Raw genomic sequence first — 22,532 nt, 5'->3', positions numbered from 1 at the left:
TTTTGCATTGAATAGTAGGGTTCCTATCAAAATTTTTGATTTTCCTATCAAAGTTTTTAACTTTCCTATCAATCTCGATCGCTTTCCTATCAAACTTTTTTGTTTTCCTATCAAATTATAAAGATTTCCCATTAAACGACTTCTTCACCTTTTAAATACTGCAAACCGATCCCATCCCATATACCAAAAACTTATAGTATACTAAATTTACCAATACTTAAGAGGTGATCCTAATGTGGCATTTAACTAGAGAAGCACAAGTAAGGTTTGCTCAGGTAAATCTTCTGCCTATACACGAGAGTGATGAAGAGTGGGAGATTGCTTTAAGTGAAGCAGAGGAAGAAGGCGAGGATCTTTTTGCCTCATTAAAAGAAGATCTCGATGAAGTTCGGGAAGAGCTTCAGCAAGTGCTGCCAAGCCGTTTTATTCCATATTTAGATAATAATACTTTAAATCATCCTTCACTTCCGAAAGCTGTTCGAGAAGATTATTTACAGTGGATGCGTGAAGGTGATCAGGAATTTGAACAGATATTAGAAGCTGCAGGTGAGAGTACGGAGCATGCGATTCCTTTTTTATCAGCTGCAGCTCAGGAAGTGTTTAATGAGAGCTTTCATGATGGAAGAATCGAACGCATCATAAGAGAAAGTGATACACTTCATATTTACATCAATACAGAAGGCGGCTTTTCTACTAAAGCATATGTTCATCTAATGTTAAAAGGAGTTACGTCAGAAGAAACAGATGTGCCGCTGGAGGCTGGGCAATACTTTATCTATGATGAACTTCAGAAAACTGAATATGGCTTTGCTTTTCGCGTTTTATTTGATTGTCCAGAATCACAATGGACCATTACGATGAAGGAAGTCGATTCCAGAAGTTTCTATCGCCCAAAGCAATATTCTCTACTATATGATGAAGATCGGTTTGAATCCACATCTCTTGAAGAATACGTTTCAGAGCTGAATCCTGATCACCGCTATTGGCTTTTTACACCTGATGCTGAATTAGATATGCAAATTGATTCAGGTCAACTGCTTATCGATAATGGATCATTGAAAATAACTGAGGATGAAATCCTTATTTCCACACATCATAAGCAATTTACATATGATATCGAAGAATACTCTCCTCTTCAGTTTATTTACACTGATACATATGAAAACCCTTATGAACAGCAAAATGAGCCTGTACCAGCAGACGAGCTGGAAGATGCGGCTTTAAGTGATGACTTGGAATTACAAGTGCGTGCATGGAACACGATGTATCGTGGCCCTCAGGAATTGGCGGACATCATTAACACTGTTCTTAGCAAAATTGAAATAAACGAAGAAAACGAAATGATCCTAACTGTATATGTGAATCATTTTTATCAAGAGGAAATTTTGAAGGGAGATGTTATAGAGAAGTTCAAGGAACTAATTGAGTAGTCGGCTTTAGAGGGAATTTTTCAATAACTGGACGAGTCGATTATAATCAAGATTAGAAACTTACATTTTTAATGATTGATTAGAAATATAATGTTTAAACCTGAGTGAAATGAAGCGGAGGACACTCGCCTCCTGCGGGAAGTAGAGCAAAGGTTGAGACCCGACAGGCTTGCCGAGAATGCTCAGCTAGCTCCCCAGCGGAAAGCAAGTGTCCGCAACGGACTTGTTTTGAAAGCTAGAATATACTGTATTTAAGGATGGGCTTTTAGATTGTTCCATCCTTTTTTTACCAAACACTCAATCCTCCACCACATCAATCAATTCCTCATAAATTTCCACGAAATACGCTTCTAATAATACAGCTAATTGATCGTCCAAACTGTAATATTCTCCATCAGCTTTTTCAATAACTTCATAGTATTCACTTTCTTCCACTTCATCATTTTCTAAGGAGATATGCAGCTTCCACATTTGCTCCCCGTATTTTCTGATGATCGCAGCATAATCATGGGCATTTATCTTCTCAAGATTCTCTATTAATTCTTTTACATATACTTTAATTCCTACTTCTTTTATATAATCGGAAGTCCAATTGAGTAAAATTTCATGCCCGCCGCTTTCCATTTCGGAGTAATATTGAAATACCGTAAAAGCTTCTTTTGCTGTTTTGTCTTCTGAAGAATAGTCATATTCGCTTAAGACAGAGATTACTGCATTCCAAATGTCATCTTTATGAACTAATTCTTTTTTATTCATTTTAGGCTTCATAAACAACTCTCCATTTCTACTCATCATTGAAAAGTAAACCGTTATTCATCCTGCTCAAGATCTTCCTTTAAAACCCAAGGCAGTTTCATTTCAAAACCTATTTGTAATACAGGAGACGAAAGAGTATCTGCAATATCCATAAGATCTATCTCAAATCCAATTGTTGCATCTCCAACGGTGGCTGTATTTTCAGCATTCCAGGTCGAACTTGTGCAAGTGGGTCCTTTCACTACTTTACCTGTCAAATGGTAATTGCCTATATAAAACCGCTTCCCATCCTCATCTTCTCCAAATTCAGATAACTGACTTGGTTTCGACGGATCTACGCCTAACTGCAAAAACAGCTCCATTACAGAGCTGTTGATATATTTACATGCTTTTCTAAAGTTTTCACAATCCAAACATGTACAAACCTCTTGTTCTTTCTTATAAAAATCTTTCGTTTTGTCTACATCAATCTCTAAAACCCAGTGCAGGAACTCTATTCTTTTCATATAATTGATCTCATTTCTCTGCGTTTTAAGTTGTTTCTAGACTTACTCACTTTAAGATTAGCAAAAATTTAATGATTGGTCGATTGTTATAGTACGACAAGATTTCTTAAATTCTCAAGCCCAAATCGATTCAGAAACTTGAAGAATGGCTCTCTCTTCTTCCCATGTTCAGCATAGATATCCAGTATGTTCTCAACTGTCTCATAAAGCATTTCAGGTGTTAAATTCTCCATGAATAAGGCACCTACATGAGCATCTTTTCCTTTTGCTTTTCCGCCTAGATATAAATGATACGTATCCTTAATTTTCATGACGCCGATATCATTTACAAGCGGCTCTCCGCATCCAACCGGACATCCTGTGTATGCTGGCCGAAGAGTAAACGGAACCGGCTTTCCTGCAATGCGGTTATTTAATTCAATTGCTACGGGCATGCCTTCTTCTTCTGAACCTTTGCAAAAGTTGCATGTTCTTAAGCTTTTCACATATTTTCCAACCGGGTAACAGGACAATCCAACATCTCGAAGCTTCTCCTCAACTTCTTCAACCTTACTTTCTTGAACCTCTATGTAAAGCTGCTGAAAGGTGGTTAACTCCAGTTCATCTTCATCATTCATGTATTCTGAGATCGTCACAAGCTGTTTCGCATTCAGTTTGGCTCCAAACGTTATCCCCCCGTTAATAGCCAGTTTTATTTTTTTCTGTGTTTCTTGCATTCTCTCACACCCCTTTATGAATGAAAGAGTAAACTGCAATCAGGCAGTTTACTCTTCATTTGTTTTTTATAATTTAACTCTCTGTAATCGCAATGCGTTTAACACAACAGATACCGAGCTGAATGCCATAGCTGCTCCTGCCACCCATGGTGCAAGCAAGCCGATTGCGGCAATTGGAATTCCGATTGTGTTGTAGGCAAATGCCCAAAATAGGTTTTGTTTAATATTGCGCATTGTTTTGCGGCTCATGAGAATCGCGTCCGCAATACTATTTAGGTCTCCGCGAATAAGTGTGATATCAGCTGCTTCCATCGCTACATCCGTACCAGTGCCAATCGCCATCCCCACATCTGCTGTCGCAAGTGCTGGTGCGTCATTGATTCCATCTCCAACCATCGCTACTTTCTTTCCTTGCTCCTGCAGTTTTTTCACTTCATCTGCTTTACCTTCAGGAAGCACTTCAGCGATCACTGAATTGACGCCAACTTCTTTCCCGATTGCATCTGCTGTCCGCTGGTTATCACCTGTCATCATAATGACATTAATGCCCATATCCTGTAAGCGGCGAATAGCTTGGCGGGAAGTATCTTTGATTGTATCTGCAACAGCTACAATTCCTGCGTACTGGCCATTAATGGCTGCAAGCATCGCTGTTTTACCGTCGCTTTCTAACTGTTCCATTGTTGATAGAACTTCCTGAACATCAACGCCATATCGCTGCATTAGCTTCCGAGTTCCAACGATTACAGCTTGACCTGAAATCGTTGCTTGCACACCATAACCAGGAATGGCTTCGAAGTATTGAACATCTCCTAGTTCAATTCCTCTTTCCTGAATTCCTTGGACAATTGCTTCTGCCAGCGGATGTTCAGATTGTTTTTCAGCTGCGCCAATATAGGATAAAAATTGTTCCTCATCCTGTCCTTCAGCTGTTAAAACATCCGTTAAAACCGGTTTCCCGTGTGTGACAGTACCTGTTTTATCAACAACAACAGTATCAATGCCTTGCGTTTGCTCCAGATGCTCTCCGCCTTTGAAAAGAATGCCGAATTCAGCTGCACGTCCGCTCCCTGCCATTATAGAAGTAGGCGTTGCTAACCCGAGTGCACATGGACAAGCAATAACAAGCACGGCAATTAATACTTCCAATGCAGGCGTAAACTCTCCAGGCTGGACCCAAATAATCCAAACCAGAAATGTCAGAACGGCAATCCCGACTACGATCGGAACAAATATGCCTGAAATTTGGTCGGCCAGACGCTGAATCGGCGCTTTTGAACCTTGTGCATCTTCGACAACCTTGATAATTTGTGCTAGTGCTGTATCTCGTCCTACTTTTGTTGCTGTCATTTTAATGAATCCATTTTTGTTGATGGTAGAGCCGTATAAAACGTCACCATTCTTTTTATCTACTGGCAGGCTTTCTCCTGTCAGCATCGACTCATCAACTGCAGTTGTTCCTTCTAAAACTTCACCATCGACCGGAATTTTTTCGCCCGGCTTTACTAAAATGGTATCACCAATCACCACTTCTTCTAAAGGTACTTCTTTTTCTGCTCCATCACGTAAAACGATCGCTGTTTTTGCTTGAAGTCCCATTAGTTTTTTAATCGCTTCAGATGAACGTCCTTTTGCTTTTGCTTCGAATAATTTTCCTAAAAGAATGAGTGTGATTAACACTGCACTTGTTTCAAAATAAAGATGCGGACCATGATGTTCTCCAACCGAAACAATCGCCTGATAGACACTATAGAAGTAAGCGGCTGATGTACCCATTACGACAAGAACATCCATATTGGCGCTTCCATTTCGAAGTGCTTTATAAGCACCAACGTAAAATTGTTTACCAATAATAAATTGAACTGGTGTTGCTAATAGCATTTGGAACCATGGGTTCATCAATAGATCAGGTACATACATAAACGATGTAAATGAAAAGTGTCCGAACATCGTCCAAAGAAGAGGCAGTGATAGAATGGCAGAAATAATGAATTTTCTCTCCTGGCTCTTAATTGCCTTTTCCCGATGGTCTACTTGTTCTTTCTTGTCATCTTTCTTTTGGTGTGCACCGTAACCCAGTTTCTCTACTTTCCCAATAATGTCACCGATGCTTACTTCGGATGGGTTAAATTCAATCGTAGCTTTTTCAAGAGCCAAGTTGACATTTGCTGAGGCAATGCCAGCCATTTTATTTAGACCTTTTTCAATCCTGGAAGAGCATGCTGCACAGGTCATACCCGTAATTTCGAATTCTGCTTTTTCTTTTACAACACCATAGCCAAGTGCTGCTATTTTTTTCTCAAAATCTGCTTCACTTAATTTTGATGGATCGTATTTAATGGAGGACTTTTCGAGTGCTAAGTTGACGTTTGCCGACTGTACACCCTCCATTTTGTTTAACCCTTTTTCAATCCGGGTCGCACATGCTGCACATGTCATACCTGTAATTTGTATATTAGCTTCTTTTGCTTCATTGGCTAGAGAGCTCATACCTTTCACCTCACATACCTATTAGGGGTATATTTTTATTAAAATGAGAGAGTGCTATAGAAGCACTCTTATTCTACGTCATATCCTTGATCATCAATCGTCTCTTTGATTTTTTCAAGGGAAACTTGTGATTCATTATAAACAACTTCTACTTGCGCATCATCTAATTTTACAGTTACTTGTTCAACACCTGTTAATTCACCAACACTGCCTTCTACCGCTTTTACACAATGTCCGCATGACATTCCTTGTACATTTAACGTTACATTTTTCATTTATATTCTCTCCTTAATATGATGTTATATTTATCACTATATACACTATAGGGGTATATAAAACCTAAAAAAATATAATTATTTTTTCATTAACTTTTGAACGGTAACCACAAATTCATCTAATACCTCTAGATCGCCTTCTGAAAGTCGATTAACTACACAGCCTTTTAGATGGCCTTCTAATAAAATCTTAGCTACACTATTTAGTGCCGATTGAGTCGCAGCTAGCTGTGTAATAACATCATCACAATAAACATCCTTCTCAATCATCCCTTTGATGCCTCGTATCTGGCCTTCAATGCGATTTAAGCGGGAGGTTAGATTCTTTTTAACCTCTTCAGAATGATGACTTCTTCGGTCAGAGATTATATGACCAGTATCACAACATGAATTCTCCAATACTAATCCCTCCTAACTTATACTCAGAATAACATACCCCTAAAGGGTATGTAAAGAGAAAAATCTCAGTTATTATTTATACTTGTTTTCCATATGTAAATGATGTTTTCTTAATCTGCAATATAAATATTAACTATTTCCCCCAACAGGAGCATAACCAGAAACAAGAACAATGGATATTGAATACTCTTCGGCTTTACGTTGCACATTTATCATTTTGGGTTGAAAAAAAGAGCCCTAAAAAGGGCCCGTGAATATTATTTCTACCAAAGTCCAATCACTTTCCACCATGCTGATCCAACTACACCAAAGACAACAATATAAAATACTAACAATTGAAATCCAATTTTCCACCAGGTTCTTTGTTCAACATATCCTCCTGCAAAAAAAACAGCCGCTGGTCCAGATGCATAATGTGTCATTGTCTGATTGACCGCAGAAGCAAATGCAAATACTAAGCCTGCTAAATACGGCGGGGCTCCTATTCCAATCGCAAGCCCTAAGAAAATTGGATACATTGTTAATATATGAGTTGTTCCACTAGCAAAAGCATAAGCTGAAAAAGCATATAGCGGAAATAAAATGATCATGCCTATAATCCATGAAATTCCATCAAGAGTACTGGAAACGGTAACAGCGAATGCATCAAAGAATTCTAACCTAGCTAAATTATCAGCTATTCCGTACATTCCGCCCATCCAAATCATTGTATCCCATGCACTCGTCTGACTCGTAACGTCCTTCCAATTAATGACACTAGTGATTAGCATTGCACATACGGCAGTTAAGCCAACAGTAGTGGCATCAATACCAGTAATAGTTGTAGTAGCCCAGCCAATAATAGTAAGGAGAAGGATGATCCCTAATACTTTTTCTTCCCTTTTCATTGGTCCTAGCTTAGCAAGCGCTTCATCTGCAATGATTTTTGCTTGCGGTGTCTCTTTCATTTCAGGTGGATAGAGCTTGTAAACCAGCCATGGAATCATGACGAGACAGATAACACAAGGAACAATCGCTGCGGCCAACCATCCAATCCATGTCATTTCAATATTGGCAATTTGTGAAATAAACGCGATAATCATGAGATTTCCAGCCATCCCTGTCAGGGTTAAACCACTGGTAATATTCTCTGTTTGCACGACCGTTTGGATTAAGTAAGCACCGATTTTTCTTGGCTTATGATCGGGAGTGGACCCTGAAACCTCCGATATGCTTCTTACTATTGGATACATGATTCCACCAGATCGTGCGGTATTGGAAGGGATAAATAAACTTAATACAAGATCTCCAAGGGAGAGTGAATACCCTAAACTCAATGAAGTTTTTCCGAATCTCCCCATTAGAAGATAGGCTATTCTTTCTCCCAATCCTGTTTTTAGTAAGCCGGCAGAAAAAATGAAAGCGGCAACAATTAACCAAATCACACTGGCAGCAAATCCGCTGATTGCCTGCCCAATGTTTAATATTCCGGTAATAACTGATATGACGATGGCAATAAAGGTTACAGCACCAGTTGGTATGGGCTGTAATATGAACCCTACTACCGTAGCAAAGAAAATCGCAAATAAATGCCAAGCATCTTCACTAAAACCTGCCGGAGCAGGATAGAACCAAATTGCTGCACCAATGAGAAAACAAATTGCGAGATAAATAAAGCGTTTGTATTTCTTAAAAAAACCGTCTGGCTTCTTCTGTTCTTCTACATGAGGTTTTTGCTGTGGTAAACCCATTGAGATCCCTCATTTCCTATAGATTCAATTCCAGTGACGACTACTATCGTTGCGGTGAATTTACAGGCCAGCTCGGTTTTTCTCCTGATAATACTCTGTCTATTTCCATCGCAGCATGCAAGGCCATTCTCGCCATGCATTCCTCTGTATTTGAAGCAATATGAGGAGTAAGGATGACATTTTCTAAATCAAATAAGGGATGATCCATCGGCAGCGGTTCTTGCGAAAAGACATCTAAAACGGCTCCTCTAATTTGCTTATTCTTCAATGCGCTGATCAGCTCTGGCTCATTCACAATTTCTCCTCTTGCAAGGTTAATAAAATAAGCTGATTCCTTCATTAAACTGAATTCTTTTTCGCCGATACTATTTTTTGTTTCGTCTGTTGAAGGGAGATGAAGTGTTACAATGTCCGCTTGCTTAAACAGTTCTTCCCGATCCACTATTTTAATATTTGGAAATCCTTCTACACTAGATGAAACAAACGGATCATAAACCAACACTTCCATATCAAATGCATCCGCTTGTTTTGCAACCATCTTGCCGATCCTTCCAAATCCGAGAATCCCTAATTTTTTTCCTTCTAAATCCATTCCTTTATGCTGATTTTTATAGAAGAAATCTCCTTCTCTCATTTTCTGGCTTACATCAATAATATTTTTGGCGGCAGTCAGGATAAGGGCAAATGTTGTCTCTGCAACGGTTTTTGCATTAGATAAAGGCGTGTTTGTCACCCAAATACCTAAGTCAGCCGCAGCCTGAATGTCTACGTTATCAAACCCTACTCCATGCCTTGCCACAATTTTGACATTTGGCAGCGATTCTAAAATTTTCCGGTCAACGACAGAGGTTCTTAACAGTACTGCATCAGCGTCTTTTCCTTCTGAAATCACCGTTGCCTCGTCTGTTCCAGAGCCAACTTTCACCTCATAGCCTTTTTCCAATAAAAAATCTTTTCCTTCTTGAGCAATATCTTGTGGAATTAGTACTTTATAGTTCATCTTTTTTCCTCCTAAATCATTATTTGTGTGATCTTAAAGGGATCCCTGTGCAGCCATCTCTAAAATTAGGTTTCTTTCATATTCCATTTTTTGCTGAATTTCTTCTTTTCCTCCGCAAGAGTATTCGATACCGCAAAGAATGGTTGGCGGGAAGAGTTTTAACACCTTTTCAATATTTACATCTCCGGAAGCTATATCAGTAGATTCATAGCCTGTTTCTGTCTTCTTCGCGTTTTTGATATGAACATACTCTACATAGGGAAGCAAATTGTTTACGCTTTCAAATACATCCTCTTGAATGACATGAAAATTCCCAATATCGAAGGTTAATCCAACTGGTACATTGAATTCCTTTGCCTGTTCCATAAAAGTCTTAAGTCTAAGAGAATTACTCTTTTCTTGATTTTGATCATTCTCGATTAACAGCCTAATGGCAGGATACGTATTAGTTACCTGTAGTAGCTTCTGTGCTTGTTCTGGTAGAAGTGTGTGAAGTTTTCCGAGATTGAGTTTGACTTGCGATGAGTTTAATATGGCAGCTTCTTTAAAATACATCTCTAAGACAGGATTCAATTCTGAGTCTTTAAATAGTTCGTCTGGGACTGAATAGTAAAGATTTAGGTTTTGCACTTTTGCGGTCACTGCAATTCTTTTAATCTCTTCTTCGCCAGCTTTTACATATTCTCTGCGAATTTCAATATCCTGATATCCTGCTGCTTTAATTTCTTGGAGAATGTCGAGTTGAGTAAGGGCCGGATCTTGTGAAAAAATTTGCTTGTAAGCTAACGTATTTAACACGATTCTGCGTGACATATTGCCACTTCCCTTCCAATTTTTTGAATACTTCTGCGTCTAAAAAGATTGATTTAGAAAATTCACCTTGCGTGCTCTCTCGCTCACCTCCACATTCTGATTTAAGTTACTAAAATTCACATGATTAAGAGGTTAGAAGCATCATCTTTAAAGTAAGCTGCCATGTGAAACGAAGTAATTGTTGTGATTTCATTCACAAACTTTCTTAAAATTAGAACCTGATGAAAATCTCATTCAGGATGATATCTTTTGATGACTTATTATATGGATTGAATAGTTTGTGATTACATTCACAATAAAATTTGAAGCTTAGTTATTCTTTACAAGTTCATTGTATATGTGCATAACATAGAAATCATCGGTCAAAGGAACAAGGATTATTTTATTTTTTTGTGCAAATACAAAGTTTTGTGAATTGCAATTTCCTTTTAAGAACTTGTCAAACAACCTGAAATGGATATGAATTTTTATTAGTAAAAATAAAAAAGCCCCTCATAAGGGACCTGTGAATAATGAGTTACCAAAGCCCTAATACTTTCCACCAGAGAGAGCCGACCAGGCCAAAGACGATTAAATACAGGCACACAAGCTGTAAGCCAAGCTTCCACCATGTTTTCTGTTCAACGAATCCTCCAGCATAGAAAACAGCTGCTGGTCCAGATGAATAGTGAGTCATGGATTGAAAGATTGCCGATGAAAAAGCAAGGACTAAACTTGCCAAATAAGGAGGAGCCCCCAGCCCAATAGCAAGCCCTAACATAATGGGATACATGGCTAAAATATGAGCTGTTCCGCTGGCAAATGCATAAGTCGAAAACACATAAATCAGCACTAGCAGGATTAGAGCTGGCACCCATGAAACTCCTTCCAGAGCACCTCCCACATTGTTGGCAAAAGAATCAAAGAACTCCAATTTAGCTAAATTATCAGCTAAGCTATACATTCCGCCCATCCAAATCAATGTGTCCCAAGCATTACTTTGATTCGTAACATCCTTCCAGTTAATCACATTTGAAATAAGCATCGCTCATACGGCTGCCAACCCTATTGTGGTTGCGTCAATATTCGTCAGATTTGTTGTTGCCCAGCCTGTAATCGTTAAAATTAATATTATTCCTAAAACCTTTTCCTGCCACTTCATCGGACCGAGTTTAGCCAGCGCTTTTTCTGCAAGGACTTTTGCTTCAGGTGTCTCTTTCATTTCTGGCGGATAAAGTTTATAGACAATCCATGGAATAAAAAGCAAGCAGATTAAGCATGGAACAATTGCGGCTGCGAACCAGGCAATCCAGCTGATTTCTACATTAGCAATCTGTGATATAAATGCAATAATAATTAGATTTCCGGCCATTCCTGTTAACGTTAATCCACTCGTTATGTTTTCTGTCTGCATGACGGTTTGAATTAAATATGCCCCGATCTTTCTTGGTCTTTTTTCAAGAGTGGAACCCGTTACCTCAGAAATACTTCTAATGATCGGAAACATAATGCCTCCAGACCTTGCTGTATTAGAAGGGATAAATAAACTTAGCAGAAGATCACCAAATGAAAGTGAATAGCCAAGTCTGAGAGAATTGCTTCCAAACTTCTTCATTAATAAGTAGGCGACCCTTTCACCTAATCCTGTCTTAATTAAGCCTACCGAGAAAATAAAGGCTGATACAATAAGCCAGATAACACTCGCAGAAAATCCGCTCAGTGCTTGATTAATTTCTAAAATTCCTGTTGCTACTGTCATTACTAAAGCCAGAATAGCTACAACACCATTAGGTACCGGCTGAAGCATAAATCCTAAAGCTGTGCTGGCAAAAATGGCGAATAGATGCCAAGATGCCTCACTAAAACCATTTGGTGCAGGATAGAACCAAATTGCTGCGCCAACCGAGACACAAAGTGATAGCAAAATGAATTTTTTATACTTATAATAAAATCCTTTAGTCGGAGTTTTTTCAACTACTTCTAGCTTTTTTTGCGGAATGGCCATTTCTAACCCCTCACTTTATTATTTTTTCGCTTATGACTCTTGTTTATTTGTGATTCTTTTCACATGATTAATCATTGTTTATTAGCGTAAAAAAACCTGCTGCCTTCTATTTGAAATTACTTACAATTTAATGATACACCTATGTAAAAGAGTAAACATCGGACATTTACACAAAAATTCCAGTGTGTTTTTGTGCATTTAGAAGTCGCATAATTGCTTTTACTCTTTTCTGAACGATTGTTGTTTTTTGAATTACTGCAGAGTGATAAGATGTATACTTTCTTCTGCCTTCCATATGATGAACCAGTGAAAATAAGCGGAGGTTTTACCCTTATTTCAAAAATTGAGCTATTTTCCGGCGAAATAAGCGGAGGTTTTCCGGCTATGTTGAATAAAATCACTCATTTGCACGTTTTTTGGTCAATTAGTCGGAATATATCCGTCTATTTAGGCAGATTTTAAGTGATTTTACGATTTAAGCGGAATTTCTCCGTCTATTTATGAGGATTTGTTATTTCGGCAATTTTTAAGAAAATCAATTTCGTACTATGCCTGTTGATTAAATGAAAAAGTGATAGATGCTACTCTCACCCCCTCTCCTCGGACAGCAAGCAGTCTGGAGCGAAAATCATCTTCTACTCATTTACGTTCATAGCAAAAATTTTTGCAAAAACAGCCTCTACTAAAGTTTTTCATCAGTATTTTTTTATCACTAGAAATCGTTTAATCAGCCTGTATAGGAAATTTTTTCTTTGGCAAAATAAATGTGAATTTAAAAGAAAGGCGGTTGGTGCCGTGTATTTTTATCGTGAAGATTTAATCAATATGATTGTTCCTGATCGTCCAGATCCTGCTGCAGCAAAGGTTCTTCAGGAAGCACTTGGAGGACAATTCGGAGAAATGAGAACACTGATGCAGTTCTCTTTCCAAAGTGCGAATTTCAGAGGAAAAGCAAAGCAATACCGTGACCTAATTAGAGGCGTGTTTCTTGAAGAGCTTAGCCATGTAGAGCTTGTACAGACTACTATTAACCAGCTGCTGAATGAATCTGGAGGCGAGCTTCCAGGAAATCAAGCATCTGACGGAGCACCACTTGACGATGTAATTCAATCTGGAGCAAACCCGCATCATTATATTATGGGTGCAAAAGCATCACTGCCTGTTGATGCTGGCGGAAATCCGTGGAATGGCTCTTGGGTTTATGATCATGGAAATCTAGTTGCCAATCTTCTTAATAATGTTGTACTCGAATCAACAGGTGTTCTGCAAAAGTCACGCATTTATGAAATGAGCAGCAACAAAACATTAAGAGAGACAATCGCTTTCTTGATGGTCCGTGATAACGCTCATCAAAATGCTTTCGCTAAAGCATTAGAAACATTGGGTGTTGATTGGGGCAAAACATTCCCTGTTCCTAACTATGACCTCAATAAATATCCTGAATGCCGCAAATATGTAGATATGGGCTTCCACAATGCTCAATTTAATTTCCGTCTTGATGAAACAAGAATCGGTGAGGTTTTCTCTGGCACAACGCCAAGCAGAAATGGCGGAGAGCTGGCAGTAACTGAACCGCCTAAAGGTTATCCAGTTCCTGAGCTTCCTGATATGCCGAATGAGCATGCACCTGGACTTTACGATCTAAATAATTAAGACACCATAATAAAGAGGCCTCCAAAAGCAAAACACTTGGACAGCCTCTTCATTTATTTCTGCATTAAGAGGATTTCATCTTTAAAGATTTCCATGAATGCTTCTTGTTCCTCTAAAAAGGGTGAATGTGCAGAGTTTTCAAACGTATACATTTTTTTATAAGGTGCAGTGATGCTATCAAAAAACCGCTTCGCTTCTTTATAAGAGGTTTGATAATCGTATTTTCCCTGCACAACGTATACCGGAATTTTAAACTCATGTGCTAGTTCGGCCACATCAAGCTTCGCCAGCTGTTCTGCAAATGCCTCATAGCTCATAAAAATCCCCTTTGGAATATTCAGCTTTTCTATCCAGGTATACCTTCTGCACGAAAACAATTCTAACAAGCTTTTCATTTGTGAATAATCAGCTCTCTTCATTCCTCCTCCGTATTTGATTAAATAACGGCTGAACACCTTCCGATACTGATTATCCTTATAAAAATGCTCATCAATCTCTACCTTTCGAATTTCCTCTTCAGCCTTTTGGTCGCCTTTTTCAATTGCCGTTTGCAAGAGGAACTCCACAGTATCTGCATTCGATTGCAGATGCCTCCCCATTTGTCCCGCACCAATATAGGAAATAAAATGCTCTGGGTAAGTGCTGGCTAAAATAGAGCCTATTAATGTTCCCCAGGAATGTCCGAACAAATAGATTTTCTCTTTTTTATATTCCCTTTTTAAAAAAGCGGTGACGACTAGTGCATCTTGAACAAATCGTTCAATCGTCAATTTTCCCTGCGTTTTTGAATTGTAAGACATGCCCGCTGCCCGCTGATCCCAGTAGCATACCGTTACATAGTCACTCCAATTTAAACCTGCAGATTGGATCATTGGATATTGCGGGTAGCCTGGCCCTCCGTGCAGATACAGCATAACCGGGTGATCGGGACTGGTACCTTCGATAAACATGCCGTGTTTGTGCCCATCTATTGTGAGGTATTCTTTTCTACAAAAACGTTTTGATGCTAATTTATTCATATAGACACCGCCTATCTGAAAGTTTTATATTAGAGCAATCCAGAAACATAAGATACACGCTGCAGCAGATAAAGGGGTCATGACGTATTTCTCTTTTTTACTAACAGAGAACAAATTTGCGATCGAGTTTAATGCTAAAAAAATGGCAATGATCCAAACAAACACATGTGTTGAAAAAGGCAAAATACTTTCTAAAACAGATGCATGCTGTAAAAAAATCCATGCAAATAAAAACAAAATGACGGCATTTCCTATACTTACAAAACGCAGTTTTTTTGGCAGGACCTTATGAAAGCCTCCAAGCGCAAATTCTCCTAACGGAAAACCAAGTGCCAGCAGCACCTGAAAAATAGCGATCAAGAGAAAAATAACTGCAGCAGTTATGGATAAAACAGTAACCACTAACTGAACACCTCCTACCGTAACTTATACGTTTAAGCAGAGGTTCATGACTGATTTTTTGTTATGTTATTCTCATAAGAACTTATTTTCCTTTATTGTTTTTAAATATTCTAATGTACAATGATAAAAAGTATTGAGAGTGGAGTGATGATCGATGAATATCAAGGATAAGGCAAAGCAGCTTCCCTCTTCTCCAGGTGTATATTTAATGAAAGATTCATCGGATCATATTATATATGTGGGAAAATCAAAAAGTTTAAAAAGCAGAGTGCAATCTTATATGAATCACTCTAAGAATCATACAAAAAAAGTTGAGAGATTAGTTGACCACTTAACAGACTTTGACTATATCTTAACGGATACTGAATTCGAGGCTTTCATGCTTGAGTGTGAACTAATTAAGGAACTAAAGCCAAGCTATAACAGAAAGATGAAAACACCTAAATCTTACTCTTATCTAAAAATTCAACGGGATACACACTCCCCGTCTATTAAGCTGACAAACACAAAAAAAATTGACGATGGCTCCCTTTACTTTGGACCTTATACCGGCCAAAGAACGATAGAAAATGCATTAAACGGGATGAAGCTATTTTATAAAATGGATTGTAATCACCCAATGAATCATCGTACACCCTGCTTTAACTATACAATTGGCAAGTGTATAGGGATTTGTTTTAAAAGCTCAGCAATGGAGGAATACCGGAGGATTCTAGATAAAATCATAGATTTACTTCATGGAGCAGATACGAAGATCCTTCATGAGATGGAAGAAAAGATGATTGAAGCGGCGGGAGACTTTCACTTTGAAATGGCTGCAGAGATTAAAACATGGCTGAAATCTGCAGAGATTCTATATAAAAAAGGACAGGTTCTCCAATTCACAAGCGAAAACAACTATATTCTCGTAATGGAGTACTTAGAAGAAAACAAGATGAAACTGTTTTTAATCAGGAGAAATAAAGTGCTGTACAAACAGAGATATGACTTAAGAGAGGAACATCTTAAACAGTTGATCCTGACCCATCTTCAGCCTTATTTAAAAACAGGATCACTGCCACCGACGGAAATCAATCAGGATGAGCTGGATGAAGCGCAGATTATCTACAGTTATTTGAATAGCAATGCCTGTGAATATGTCATTATCCCTGAGCAGAAGCTGTATGGCGGAAAGGATACTGGCATTGAACAGGCCGTTAATGATTTGCTGGATTCCAAGACAACGGAAGTGATCTAGTTTATTTTTATTGCAGTAATAAGTGATTTCCACTGCATTGGTACTCGCTTTCCGGCGTACGGGAGAGGGGCCTAATTTGGTCCATCTCCCTACCCTCCTTAGCAGGAGTCTCGCACCATTACATTGCAGTCAGTGAGCAAAGTGTCAATGCTTTACCCCAATTCACTTAATTATACTAGATGATCCTGCTTATTAAGAAACTTAATGATTCTTCCTCTTTCGCTGATCTCTACAAGGTGCATGCCTGTATCACCGGTATAAAATATAGCCTCACTATTAATTGGCAGATTTAAAAACGCCTTGAAGAAATTAGAAATAAAGCCTCCATGTGATACGACAGCGATCCTTCCGTGTTGCTGATAATCATGAATGATCTTATGAAATATCCTTTCGACTCTTAAACGGAAGTCCAATTCCGATTCTCCTTCCGGAATCGGCACATGAAGAGGTCGACCTCCTTTTGGCAAAGGATATTTGATTATTGCTTCTTTTCTCGGGAGTCCTGCTAATACTCCATTATGAAGCTCCATTAGATCCTCCTCTTCAATTAATTCACAGCTGATTGCCTCTTGCAGAATACCAGCAGTTTTTTTCGCTCTCTTCAATGGACTGGCAAGAATGATCTCCGGTTTATAATGTTCTCTCACAAACTGAGCCATTTTTTGTGCTTGTTCTTCCCCTATTTCAGTTAAAGGGAAATCTGCTCTTCCTTCGTGAACATCAAGTATATCTGCTTCTGATTGGCCATGCCTAATCAATAATAATTCCACACGGTACGCCTCCTCATTCAGTTTTTTCATAAACTCCATTTAGTCCTTTACACGCATCTTCTAAAAAAGACCAAATCCAAATAGGATTCAGCCTCAATTTCTGCAATTATGTATCAGCAAACTGCATTAATGAATATCACGCTTCTTAAAGTTACCGCCCTTTACTTCGGCCACATCGTATACAGCTACGAAGGAATTTGGATCGATTTCATTGATGATTTCTTTCATTTTACTATCTTCTAAGCGGTTCACAATACACGTAATTTCTTTAAATTTCTCATTTGTATAACCGCCCTGCACTTCATTATAAGTAGCACTGCGGCCTAAACGGTCGCGAATCGTTTCAACCATGATTTCTGGTTTGCTTGTAAGAATTTTATACGTTTTAGAACCGCTCAATCCTTCTTCAACAGCGTGAATAACTTTAGAAGCTATGTAATAAGCGATGGCGGAAAGGAAAGCACCTTGAAGACCAAAGACGAATGAAACAACAATAAAAACAAACATATTTAAGAATAAAATAAGGTCACTTGTACCAAACGGCAATTTCCTGGACAGCAAAACAGCCAGCATATCAATGCCATCCAATGCTCCCCCATTTCTTAATGCCAATCCCATTCCAAAACCAATCACAATACCGCCAATTACCGTTACGAGCAGTGTATCTCCTTCGATGATCGGTGAGATATGGTGCATCAGAACAGTACTGAATGCCAATGACGCAATCCCAATAACCGAATAAATGGCAAAGCTTTTACCGATTTGTTTGTAGCCCAGAAAGACAAATGGAATATTTAATACTGCGATTAAAACGCCTAATGGAAGGCCAAACACCTGTGATCCAACGATACTAAGACCTGTAATACCACCGTCAGACACTGAGTTTGGTATCAAGATGGCCTCTAGCCCGTATGCCGTAATAAAGCCCCCGATAATAACGGCTAATCCTCTTAATATTTTCTTAAACATATTACTTTTCTTCTCTGTAGTGATTTTTTTGCTCATTGAATTATCCTTTCTTCTTTTCATTCTCTTTTTACTTTACACATTTTTATTTAGTATTGCTAGCTGTTTTGATTGTGAGAAATAAAAAGGCGCACTTATGAGAAGGCAAGTTTCTATTTGAAGAAAAAGTGATGGGAAGCATTCAAAGCCGATGTATGTTTATCTTGTGTTATTTATTTAGAAAAAAAAAGCATCCTTTATAAGGATCCTCTTTAAACATACAAGCAAACTCGAAAAATCTTTATCAAATAATCAACTCATTTTCCGATTTTAAGCTCATTACCTTTTTTAAAAGATCCTGAAGAACTGCTGAAAAAAGGAGAATCATTATTGTTAAAAAGAGAATGGCTAGTCCTATTAATGCCACACCTGGATGCAGTGCATTTTGCGTCACAAGAAAGAGCATTCCTATTACATAAATGATGATAATTGAACCTGCACAGTGTTTTATCATGCCTAATGAATGTACAGCTGTTTTTGAAAAACCAAGATTGTTAATTAAATTATTCAGCAGTTTTAATGCCTGATAGAGCGCATAAAAAAAGGGGATAGCTGTAAGGTACAAACCAATCAACACCGGATACTGCAAGTAAGCAAACTCTGGATTCATAGCTGCTGCCTCATGAGCAAGTGTTGGTAAAGCAAAAACACATAAACACAGGATAACGATTCCCATAACATAAACGGCTGCCTTTAACAAAAAGATCTTACCTTGTTTCATAAAATACCCCCATCACTTCCTTTTAATTCTATTTTACAAAAGGATTTATTGTTTTTCAATAAATATTTGTTAATAAACGTTATTTTCCTTTTGATCATTTACTATAAATATTTGGATCTTTTTTGTTGATGTAATAATTATGCGCGGTTATGCTAAAAGAAGCAGGACCTATGCGGTTCCTGCTTCTTTTTATTTAGGTTGGTATTTCCTCCCCTTTAGCCTTCATACTTGGAGCTGCCGGGAAGGATACTCACCAGTTTCCTCGCCCTACATTGTTCTCTGCATCAGACACTATTTCTCCTCTTCACCGCAATCCAAATCTCACTATAAACATTGCTTCGATCCGATAAGTCACCTGTAAAAGAGATCTCTGGTGCTTCTACTAATTCGTAATCTGAAGAAGGAAGCCATTCTGCTGCTATTTTCCCCCAGGTTTCTTGCATAGTTTTTGGGAACTCACCTTCTGATGAAAATATAGCCCAAGTTAGTTTTGGCACCTCAATTACATCTAACTCATCAAAATCCGATTGACTGTCTGTTAAAACACCAATCATATGATCAAGGCTTCCCTTTTCCTCCATGCGCTCAGCATCAAAATGATAGGATGCATTTACGACTTGATGCGGCTCTAGGTTTGACAGGCTGCGCATTTGTTCTCTTTGCTGAGGTGTAATGCTTTGAGCAAGTTTTATGATTTCCTGATTTTCTCCTTGGAATTGAATCGGAACTCTCTTTTTCACGCCCGCAATTTTAAAAGCTTCTTTTTGCTGTATTCGGTAATCCATATTGTTTCCTCCCTGAATCGTTAGTTGGAAGGAGAGCTTAGGAAATGCTTTAAGCATGTTTGTTTTTTTGACTTCAGAGGGACTGATTCCAGACCAATCCCTGAACGCACGCGAAAATCCATCCACAGATTCATATCCATATTTGAAGGCTGTTTCTGTGACGCTTTTTCCTTCATGCTGCAGATCAAAAGTAGCGTTAGATAGCTTGCGGTTACGGACATACTCTCCTAATGACATCCCAGCTAGAAAGGAAAACATTCTTCGAAAATGATAAATGGAGGTTCCTGTTATTTTTTCTACTTCGGTATAATCAATCTCATCATTCAAGTGAGCTTCTATATAATCCAATGCCTCATTCATTCTTTTCAGCATATCTTCTCCCCCTTCCTATATTCATTATAAAAACGATTAAAATCGGATACCCGATGGATCAGAAACGTTTTCTGTCGGATTTATTCTTTATTTTTTATCCTTGATTATATATGCATAGTTATAATCTTCCTCATAGTGTTCTGGATTACCCCATGCCCATTCTCCATTGTAAGCTCCTAAATAGATTAATTCACCATTACGGATAATCAATTCTATTCCATGCTCCGGTTCCCAGTCACAGCCTCCACCTAGGTGGACCACGGGGGTGCTTTCATCTTCTGGTTCATCAATCTGGAGAGTGTCAAATTCAATGTACTGCAGGATCTCTCTGATCGTATTAACCTTTGGCGGTTCCTGCCCAACCATTTCGCAGAAATCATCAGCATAAGCAATCGCCGCTCTGCAAACATCATTCAAAAGGTTATCATCGACAGAATTTAAGGAGTCAGCACAAAGGCTGGCATATTCAATGCTTACACCCTTTTCAATCATGACCTCTAACTGCTGTTCTAACCATTTGCAATGCATATTTCCGTAGATACCATGTTCATCTTTAATCAAATTCTCAATCACATTTATCATCTCCCAGCCTCATCAAATATCTGCCTTCAAAAATACTCCCTTTTTATCAAAATGAGCATGAATACGATGACCTCCGAATAATTCACCATCTTCATATTCGCAATAAATACCGTTCTGATTAATCTCAATATCTAGCAGAGTGATGGCTTCAGCAAACTCAACTATTGAAGTATCATATACACCCGCATCCACAGCATTCCAATCCAGATTTTCATCGTTTTCATCATATTCAAACCAGTGCTCGTTTTTTAAATCAATGAGCTCTTCCGCGATTTTTTGCTTTGCTTTTTGGTTAAAAGCTTCTAAATTAGTAAACAGTTTTTCTGCTATTTTTATATTTTCACCTATGTCAGCTTCTGTTGAGATGGACCAATGGATGGGACTCAAATGATGTTCATAGCTCTTAAATTCTTGGCTGTATGTAAACATACCTATTACTGGGATTTCTAACTTCCTCTCCACGTTATCACTCCTTCTTTTTATTTTATTGTATGTGAAGGACTGATTTCCATCATTTTGGCAATGAAAAAGAGCCTAATCACATTGTTTAGACTCTTTTAAATAGCTCTCATATAGTTTTTGAAATGCTGCCTTTCTGTCAGTTTCATGTAAAAATTCCTCACTGATCATCTGCTCCAGCAAGCGGTTTTTCCATGCTGGGTCTCGAACATTCTCCAGAATAAATCGCCTTGACTGTTGCAGAAACTCGAGATAGTTTTCATATCTTTCGTCATACGTTTGGGAAAGCTGTTTTTTTATCTTTTTTGCGAGCTTGGGACTTGCTCCATCAGTCGAAACTGTTAGGGTCAATTTTCCGCGTCTAACCATTGCAGGGACTTGGAAATCAGACAGATAGGGGTCGTCTATCATTAACACAAGCTGATTGTCAGATGCGGCCTGTTTCACCTCTCGATTCACCATTGGATTGTCTGTAGCGGCAATGATTATGAAAAAACCTGCTGCATCATCGTTTTCGAAGCATTTTTCTTTCCAGATGCATTCTTCTTCGGAAATTAATTTACCCAAACCAGCTGTCACTCGGGGGCTGATGATTGTCACCGCTGCACCTGCTTCTAAAAGTCCTGCTGCTTTTCGTTCGGCAATACCCCCGCCGCCGATGACGGCTGCACTCTTTCCTTTTAAGTTCATCATCATTGGATACAGCATCAGTTTCCGAACTCCCCTTTCGTTCTTTTTACAAGTAATTCTGCCAGTCTTGGATGAAATCCAAGCGGCTCACAGTGAATGACATCAGCAGAAGCGCCTTCTGCCAGTTCTTTGATTCTTTTTGTGAAAATACCGGTAAAAAGCAAATGCGGAATTGTGTATATCGTTTCATACCCTGACTCCACAACATTATGCAGTTCTTCCTGGTAGCCTGGACTGCTTTCTTTTAAAAAACAGGGAAAAACATGCTGGCTATTTAATTCTGCTTTCAATAGATTACTAAGCTCAGATAGTTGCCTTTCGCTTTCCTTTATCCTGCTTCCATGTCCGACCAGCAGTAACGCTTTTTTGCTGTTATGTTCACTAAAATTCTTTTCTTGCACACGCTCTGCCAAAATTTTAGCAGCGAGAGGATCAGCCCCTAGTTCTCTTCCATACCGAAATAACATATGTGGGTAGCGTTCCTTCATTTTTGCAATTTCTTTAGGAATATCCTCTTTACCGTGAATACCAGCTAAAAGTAAAACAGGCATAACAAAGAGTTCCGAAGCACCTTTTTCAACACATGCTGCAACTGCTTCTGAAATGGAGGGTGACGCATTTTCAAGAAATCCTACCTCCTGTATCGCTGCATTAATATGCGGTTTAACTTCCTGAATAAAGGCATGGAATTCTTCATTGCTGCTGGAGTTTCGGCTGCCATGCCCGATATACAACACT

22 protein-coding genes and 1 pseudogene are annotated in these 22,532 nt (G+C 38.6%); 3 read left to right on the top strand and 20 right to left on the bottom strand.

Going from position 1 to position 22,532, the window contains the following annotated elements:
* The first annotated feature begins 233 nt into the window (after window positions 1–233).
* Window positions 234–1,430: a DUF4085 family protein gene (locus tag J1899_RS04520; RefSeq protein WP_214477861.1), complete on the top strand. Its 1,197-nt coding sequence runs from the start codon at window positions 234–236 to the stop codon at window positions 1,428–1,430.
* Between the two features lie 297 nt (window positions 1,431–1,727).
* Here the strand turns inward: J1899_RS04520 and J1899_RS04515 are convergent, their stop codons facing one another.
* The 10 genes and pseudogenes from J1899_RS04515 to J1899_RS04465 all read right to left on the bottom strand — a co-directional run bounded on the left by J1899_RS04515 (window position 1,728) and on the right by J1899_RS04465 (window position 12,099).
* Window positions 1,728–2,198, bottom strand: coding sequence for a DMP19 family protein (locus J1899_RS04515; protein WP_214477860.1), 471 nt, complete (start codon window positions 2,196–2,198; stop codon window positions 1,728–1,730).
* A 41-nt stretch (window positions 2,199–2,239) separates the two neighbouring features.
* Window positions 2,240–2,692, bottom strand: coding sequence for a hypothetical protein (locus tag J1899_RS04510; RefSeq protein WP_214477859.1), 453 nt, complete (start codon window positions 2,690–2,692; stop codon window positions 2,240–2,242).
* Between the two features lie 86 nt (window positions 2,693–2,778).
* Entirely contained in the window at window positions 2,779–3,408 is a 630-nt protein-coding gene (locus J1899_RS04505) for an NAD(P)/FAD-dependent oxidoreductase (protein WP_214477858.1), read from the bottom strand.
* A gap of 66 nt (window positions 3,409–3,474) precedes the next feature.
* On the bottom strand, window positions 3,475–5,898 hold the full coding sequence (locus tag J1899_RS04500; RefSeq protein WP_214477857.1) for a heavy metal translocating P-type ATPase: 2,424 nt from the start codon (window positions 5,896–5,898) through the stop codon (window positions 3,475–3,477).
* A 68-nt stretch (window positions 5,899–5,966) separates the two neighbouring features.
* On the bottom strand, window positions 5,967–6,173 hold the full coding sequence (gene copZ / locus J1899_RS04495; RefSeq protein ID WP_066449423.1) for a copper chaperone CopZ: 207 nt from the start codon (window positions 6,171–6,173) through the stop codon (window positions 5,967–5,969).
* 78 nt (window positions 6,174–6,251) lie between these two features.
* The gene (locus J1899_RS04490; protein WP_214477856.1) at window positions 6,252–6,572 is read right to left on the bottom strand and encodes a metal-sensitive transcriptional regulator; all 321 of its coding nucleotides are present in this window, start codon (window positions 6,570–6,572) and stop codon (window positions 6,252–6,254) included.
* A 263-nt stretch (window positions 6,573–6,835) separates the two neighbouring features.
* On the bottom strand, window positions 6,836–8,302 hold the full coding sequence (locus J1899_RS04485; protein ID WP_214477855.1) for a DASS family sodium-coupled anion symporter: 1,467 nt from the start codon (window positions 8,300–8,302) through the stop codon (window positions 6,836–6,838).
* 43 nt (window positions 8,303–8,345) lie between these two features.
* Entirely contained in the window at window positions 8,346–9,302 is a 957-nt protein-coding gene (locus J1899_RS04480) for a hydroxyacid dehydrogenase (protein WP_214477854.1), read from the bottom strand.
* Window positions 9,303–9,335: 33 nt separating this feature from the next.
* The gene (locus J1899_RS04475; protein WP_214477853.1) at window positions 9,336–10,115 is read right to left on the bottom strand and encodes a sugar phosphate isomerase/epimerase family protein; all 780 of its coding nucleotides are present in this window, start codon (window positions 10,113–10,115) and stop codon (window positions 9,336–9,338) included.
* A 517-nt stretch (window positions 10,116–10,632) separates the two neighbouring features.
* Window positions 10,633–12,099 (bottom strand): annotated as a pseudogene (locus tag J1899_RS04465) (anion permease).
* 795 nt (window positions 12,100–12,894) lie between these two features.
* On the opposite strand from J1899_RS04465, the gene J1899_RS04460 reads away from it, so the two are divergent.
* Window positions 12,895–13,752, top strand: a complete 858-nt coding sequence (locus J1899_RS04460) for a manganese catalase family protein (protein ID WP_214477850.1) — start codon at window positions 12,895–12,897, stop codon at window positions 13,750–13,752.
* A gap of 53 nt (window positions 13,753–13,805) precedes the next feature.
* On the opposite strand, the gene J1899_RS04455 is transcribed toward J1899_RS04460, so the two are convergent.
* Complete coding sequence (locus J1899_RS04455) at window positions 13,806–14,771, bottom strand: alpha/beta fold hydrolase (RefSeq protein WP_214477849.1); 966 nt, start codon at window positions 14,769–14,771, stop codon at window positions 13,806–13,808.
* A 24-nt stretch (window positions 14,772–14,795) separates the two neighbouring features.
* Window positions 14,796–15,173, bottom strand: a complete 378-nt coding sequence (locus J1899_RS04450; protein WP_214477848.1) for a hypothetical protein — start codon at window positions 15,171–15,173, stop codon at window positions 14,796–14,798.
* A 154-nt stretch (window positions 15,174–15,327) separates the two neighbouring features.
* On the opposite strand from J1899_RS04450, the gene J1899_RS04445 reads away from it, so the two are divergent.
* Window positions 15,328–16,410, top strand: a complete 1,083-nt coding sequence (locus J1899_RS04445; protein WP_214477847.1) for a GIY-YIG nuclease family protein — start codon at window positions 15,328–15,330, stop codon at window positions 16,408–16,410.
* 170 nt (window positions 16,411–16,580) lie between these two features.
* On the opposite strand, the gene J1899_RS04440 is transcribed toward J1899_RS04445, so the two are convergent.
* From J1899_RS04440 to J1899_RS04405, 8 genes are all read right to left on the bottom strand, one after another.
* Window positions 16,581–17,180: a histidine phosphatase family protein gene (locus J1899_RS04440; protein ID WP_214477846.1), complete on the bottom strand. Its 600-nt coding sequence runs from the start codon at window positions 17,178–17,180 to the stop codon at window positions 16,581–16,583.
* Between the two features lie 126 nt (window positions 17,181–17,306).
* A complete protein-coding gene (locus tag J1899_RS04435) occupies window positions 17,307–18,185 on the bottom strand; it encodes a YitT family protein (RefSeq protein ID WP_425514994.1) in 879 nt (292 codons plus the stop codon).
* 244 nt (window positions 18,186–18,429) lie between these two features.
* Window positions 18,430–18,906, bottom strand: coding sequence for a DUF2975 domain-containing protein (locus J1899_RS04430; RefSeq protein WP_214477844.1), 477 nt, complete (start codon window positions 18,904–18,906; stop codon window positions 18,430–18,432).
* A 284-nt stretch (window positions 18,907–19,190) separates the two neighbouring features.
* Window positions 19,191–20,063 carry an AraC family transcriptional regulator gene (locus tag J1899_RS04425; RefSeq protein WP_214477843.1) on the bottom strand — a complete coding sequence of 291 codons (873 nt, stop codon included), beginning with the start codon at window positions 20,061–20,063 and terminating at the stop codon, window positions 19,191–19,193.
* 87 nt (window positions 20,064–20,150) lie between these two features.
* On the bottom strand, window positions 20,151–20,636 hold the full coding sequence (locus tag J1899_RS04420) for a DUF6985 domain-containing protein (RefSeq protein WP_214477842.1): 486 nt from the start codon (window positions 20,634–20,636) through the stop codon (window positions 20,151–20,153).
* A gap of 21 nt (window positions 20,637–20,657) precedes the next feature.
* Entirely contained in the window at window positions 20,658–21,107 is a 450-nt protein-coding gene (locus J1899_RS04415; protein WP_214477841.1) for a DUF2262 domain-containing protein, read from the bottom strand.
* A 72-nt stretch (window positions 21,108–21,179) separates the two neighbouring features.
* On the bottom strand, window positions 21,180–21,812 hold the full coding sequence (locus J1899_RS04410) for an NAD(P)-dependent oxidoreductase (RefSeq protein WP_214477840.1): 633 nt from the start codon (window positions 21,810–21,812) through the stop codon (window positions 21,180–21,182).
* Entirely contained in the window at window positions 21,812–22,531 is a 720-nt protein-coding gene (locus J1899_RS04405) for a sirohydrochlorin chelatase (protein ID WP_246586675.1), read from the bottom strand. Before J1899_RS04405 ends, J1899_RS04410 begins: the two co-directional genes overlap by 1 nt.
* Window position 22,532: the final 1 nt, after the last annotated feature.

The organism is Cytobacillus gottheilii, from assembly GCF_018582665.1.
Classification (GTDB): domain Bacteria; phylum Bacillota; class Bacilli; order Bacillales; family Cytobacillaceae; genus Cytobacillus; species Cytobacillus gottheilii.
Note: the sequence above shows the minus strand (reverse complement) of the source record. Positions and strands in the feature narration are given on the sequence as shown.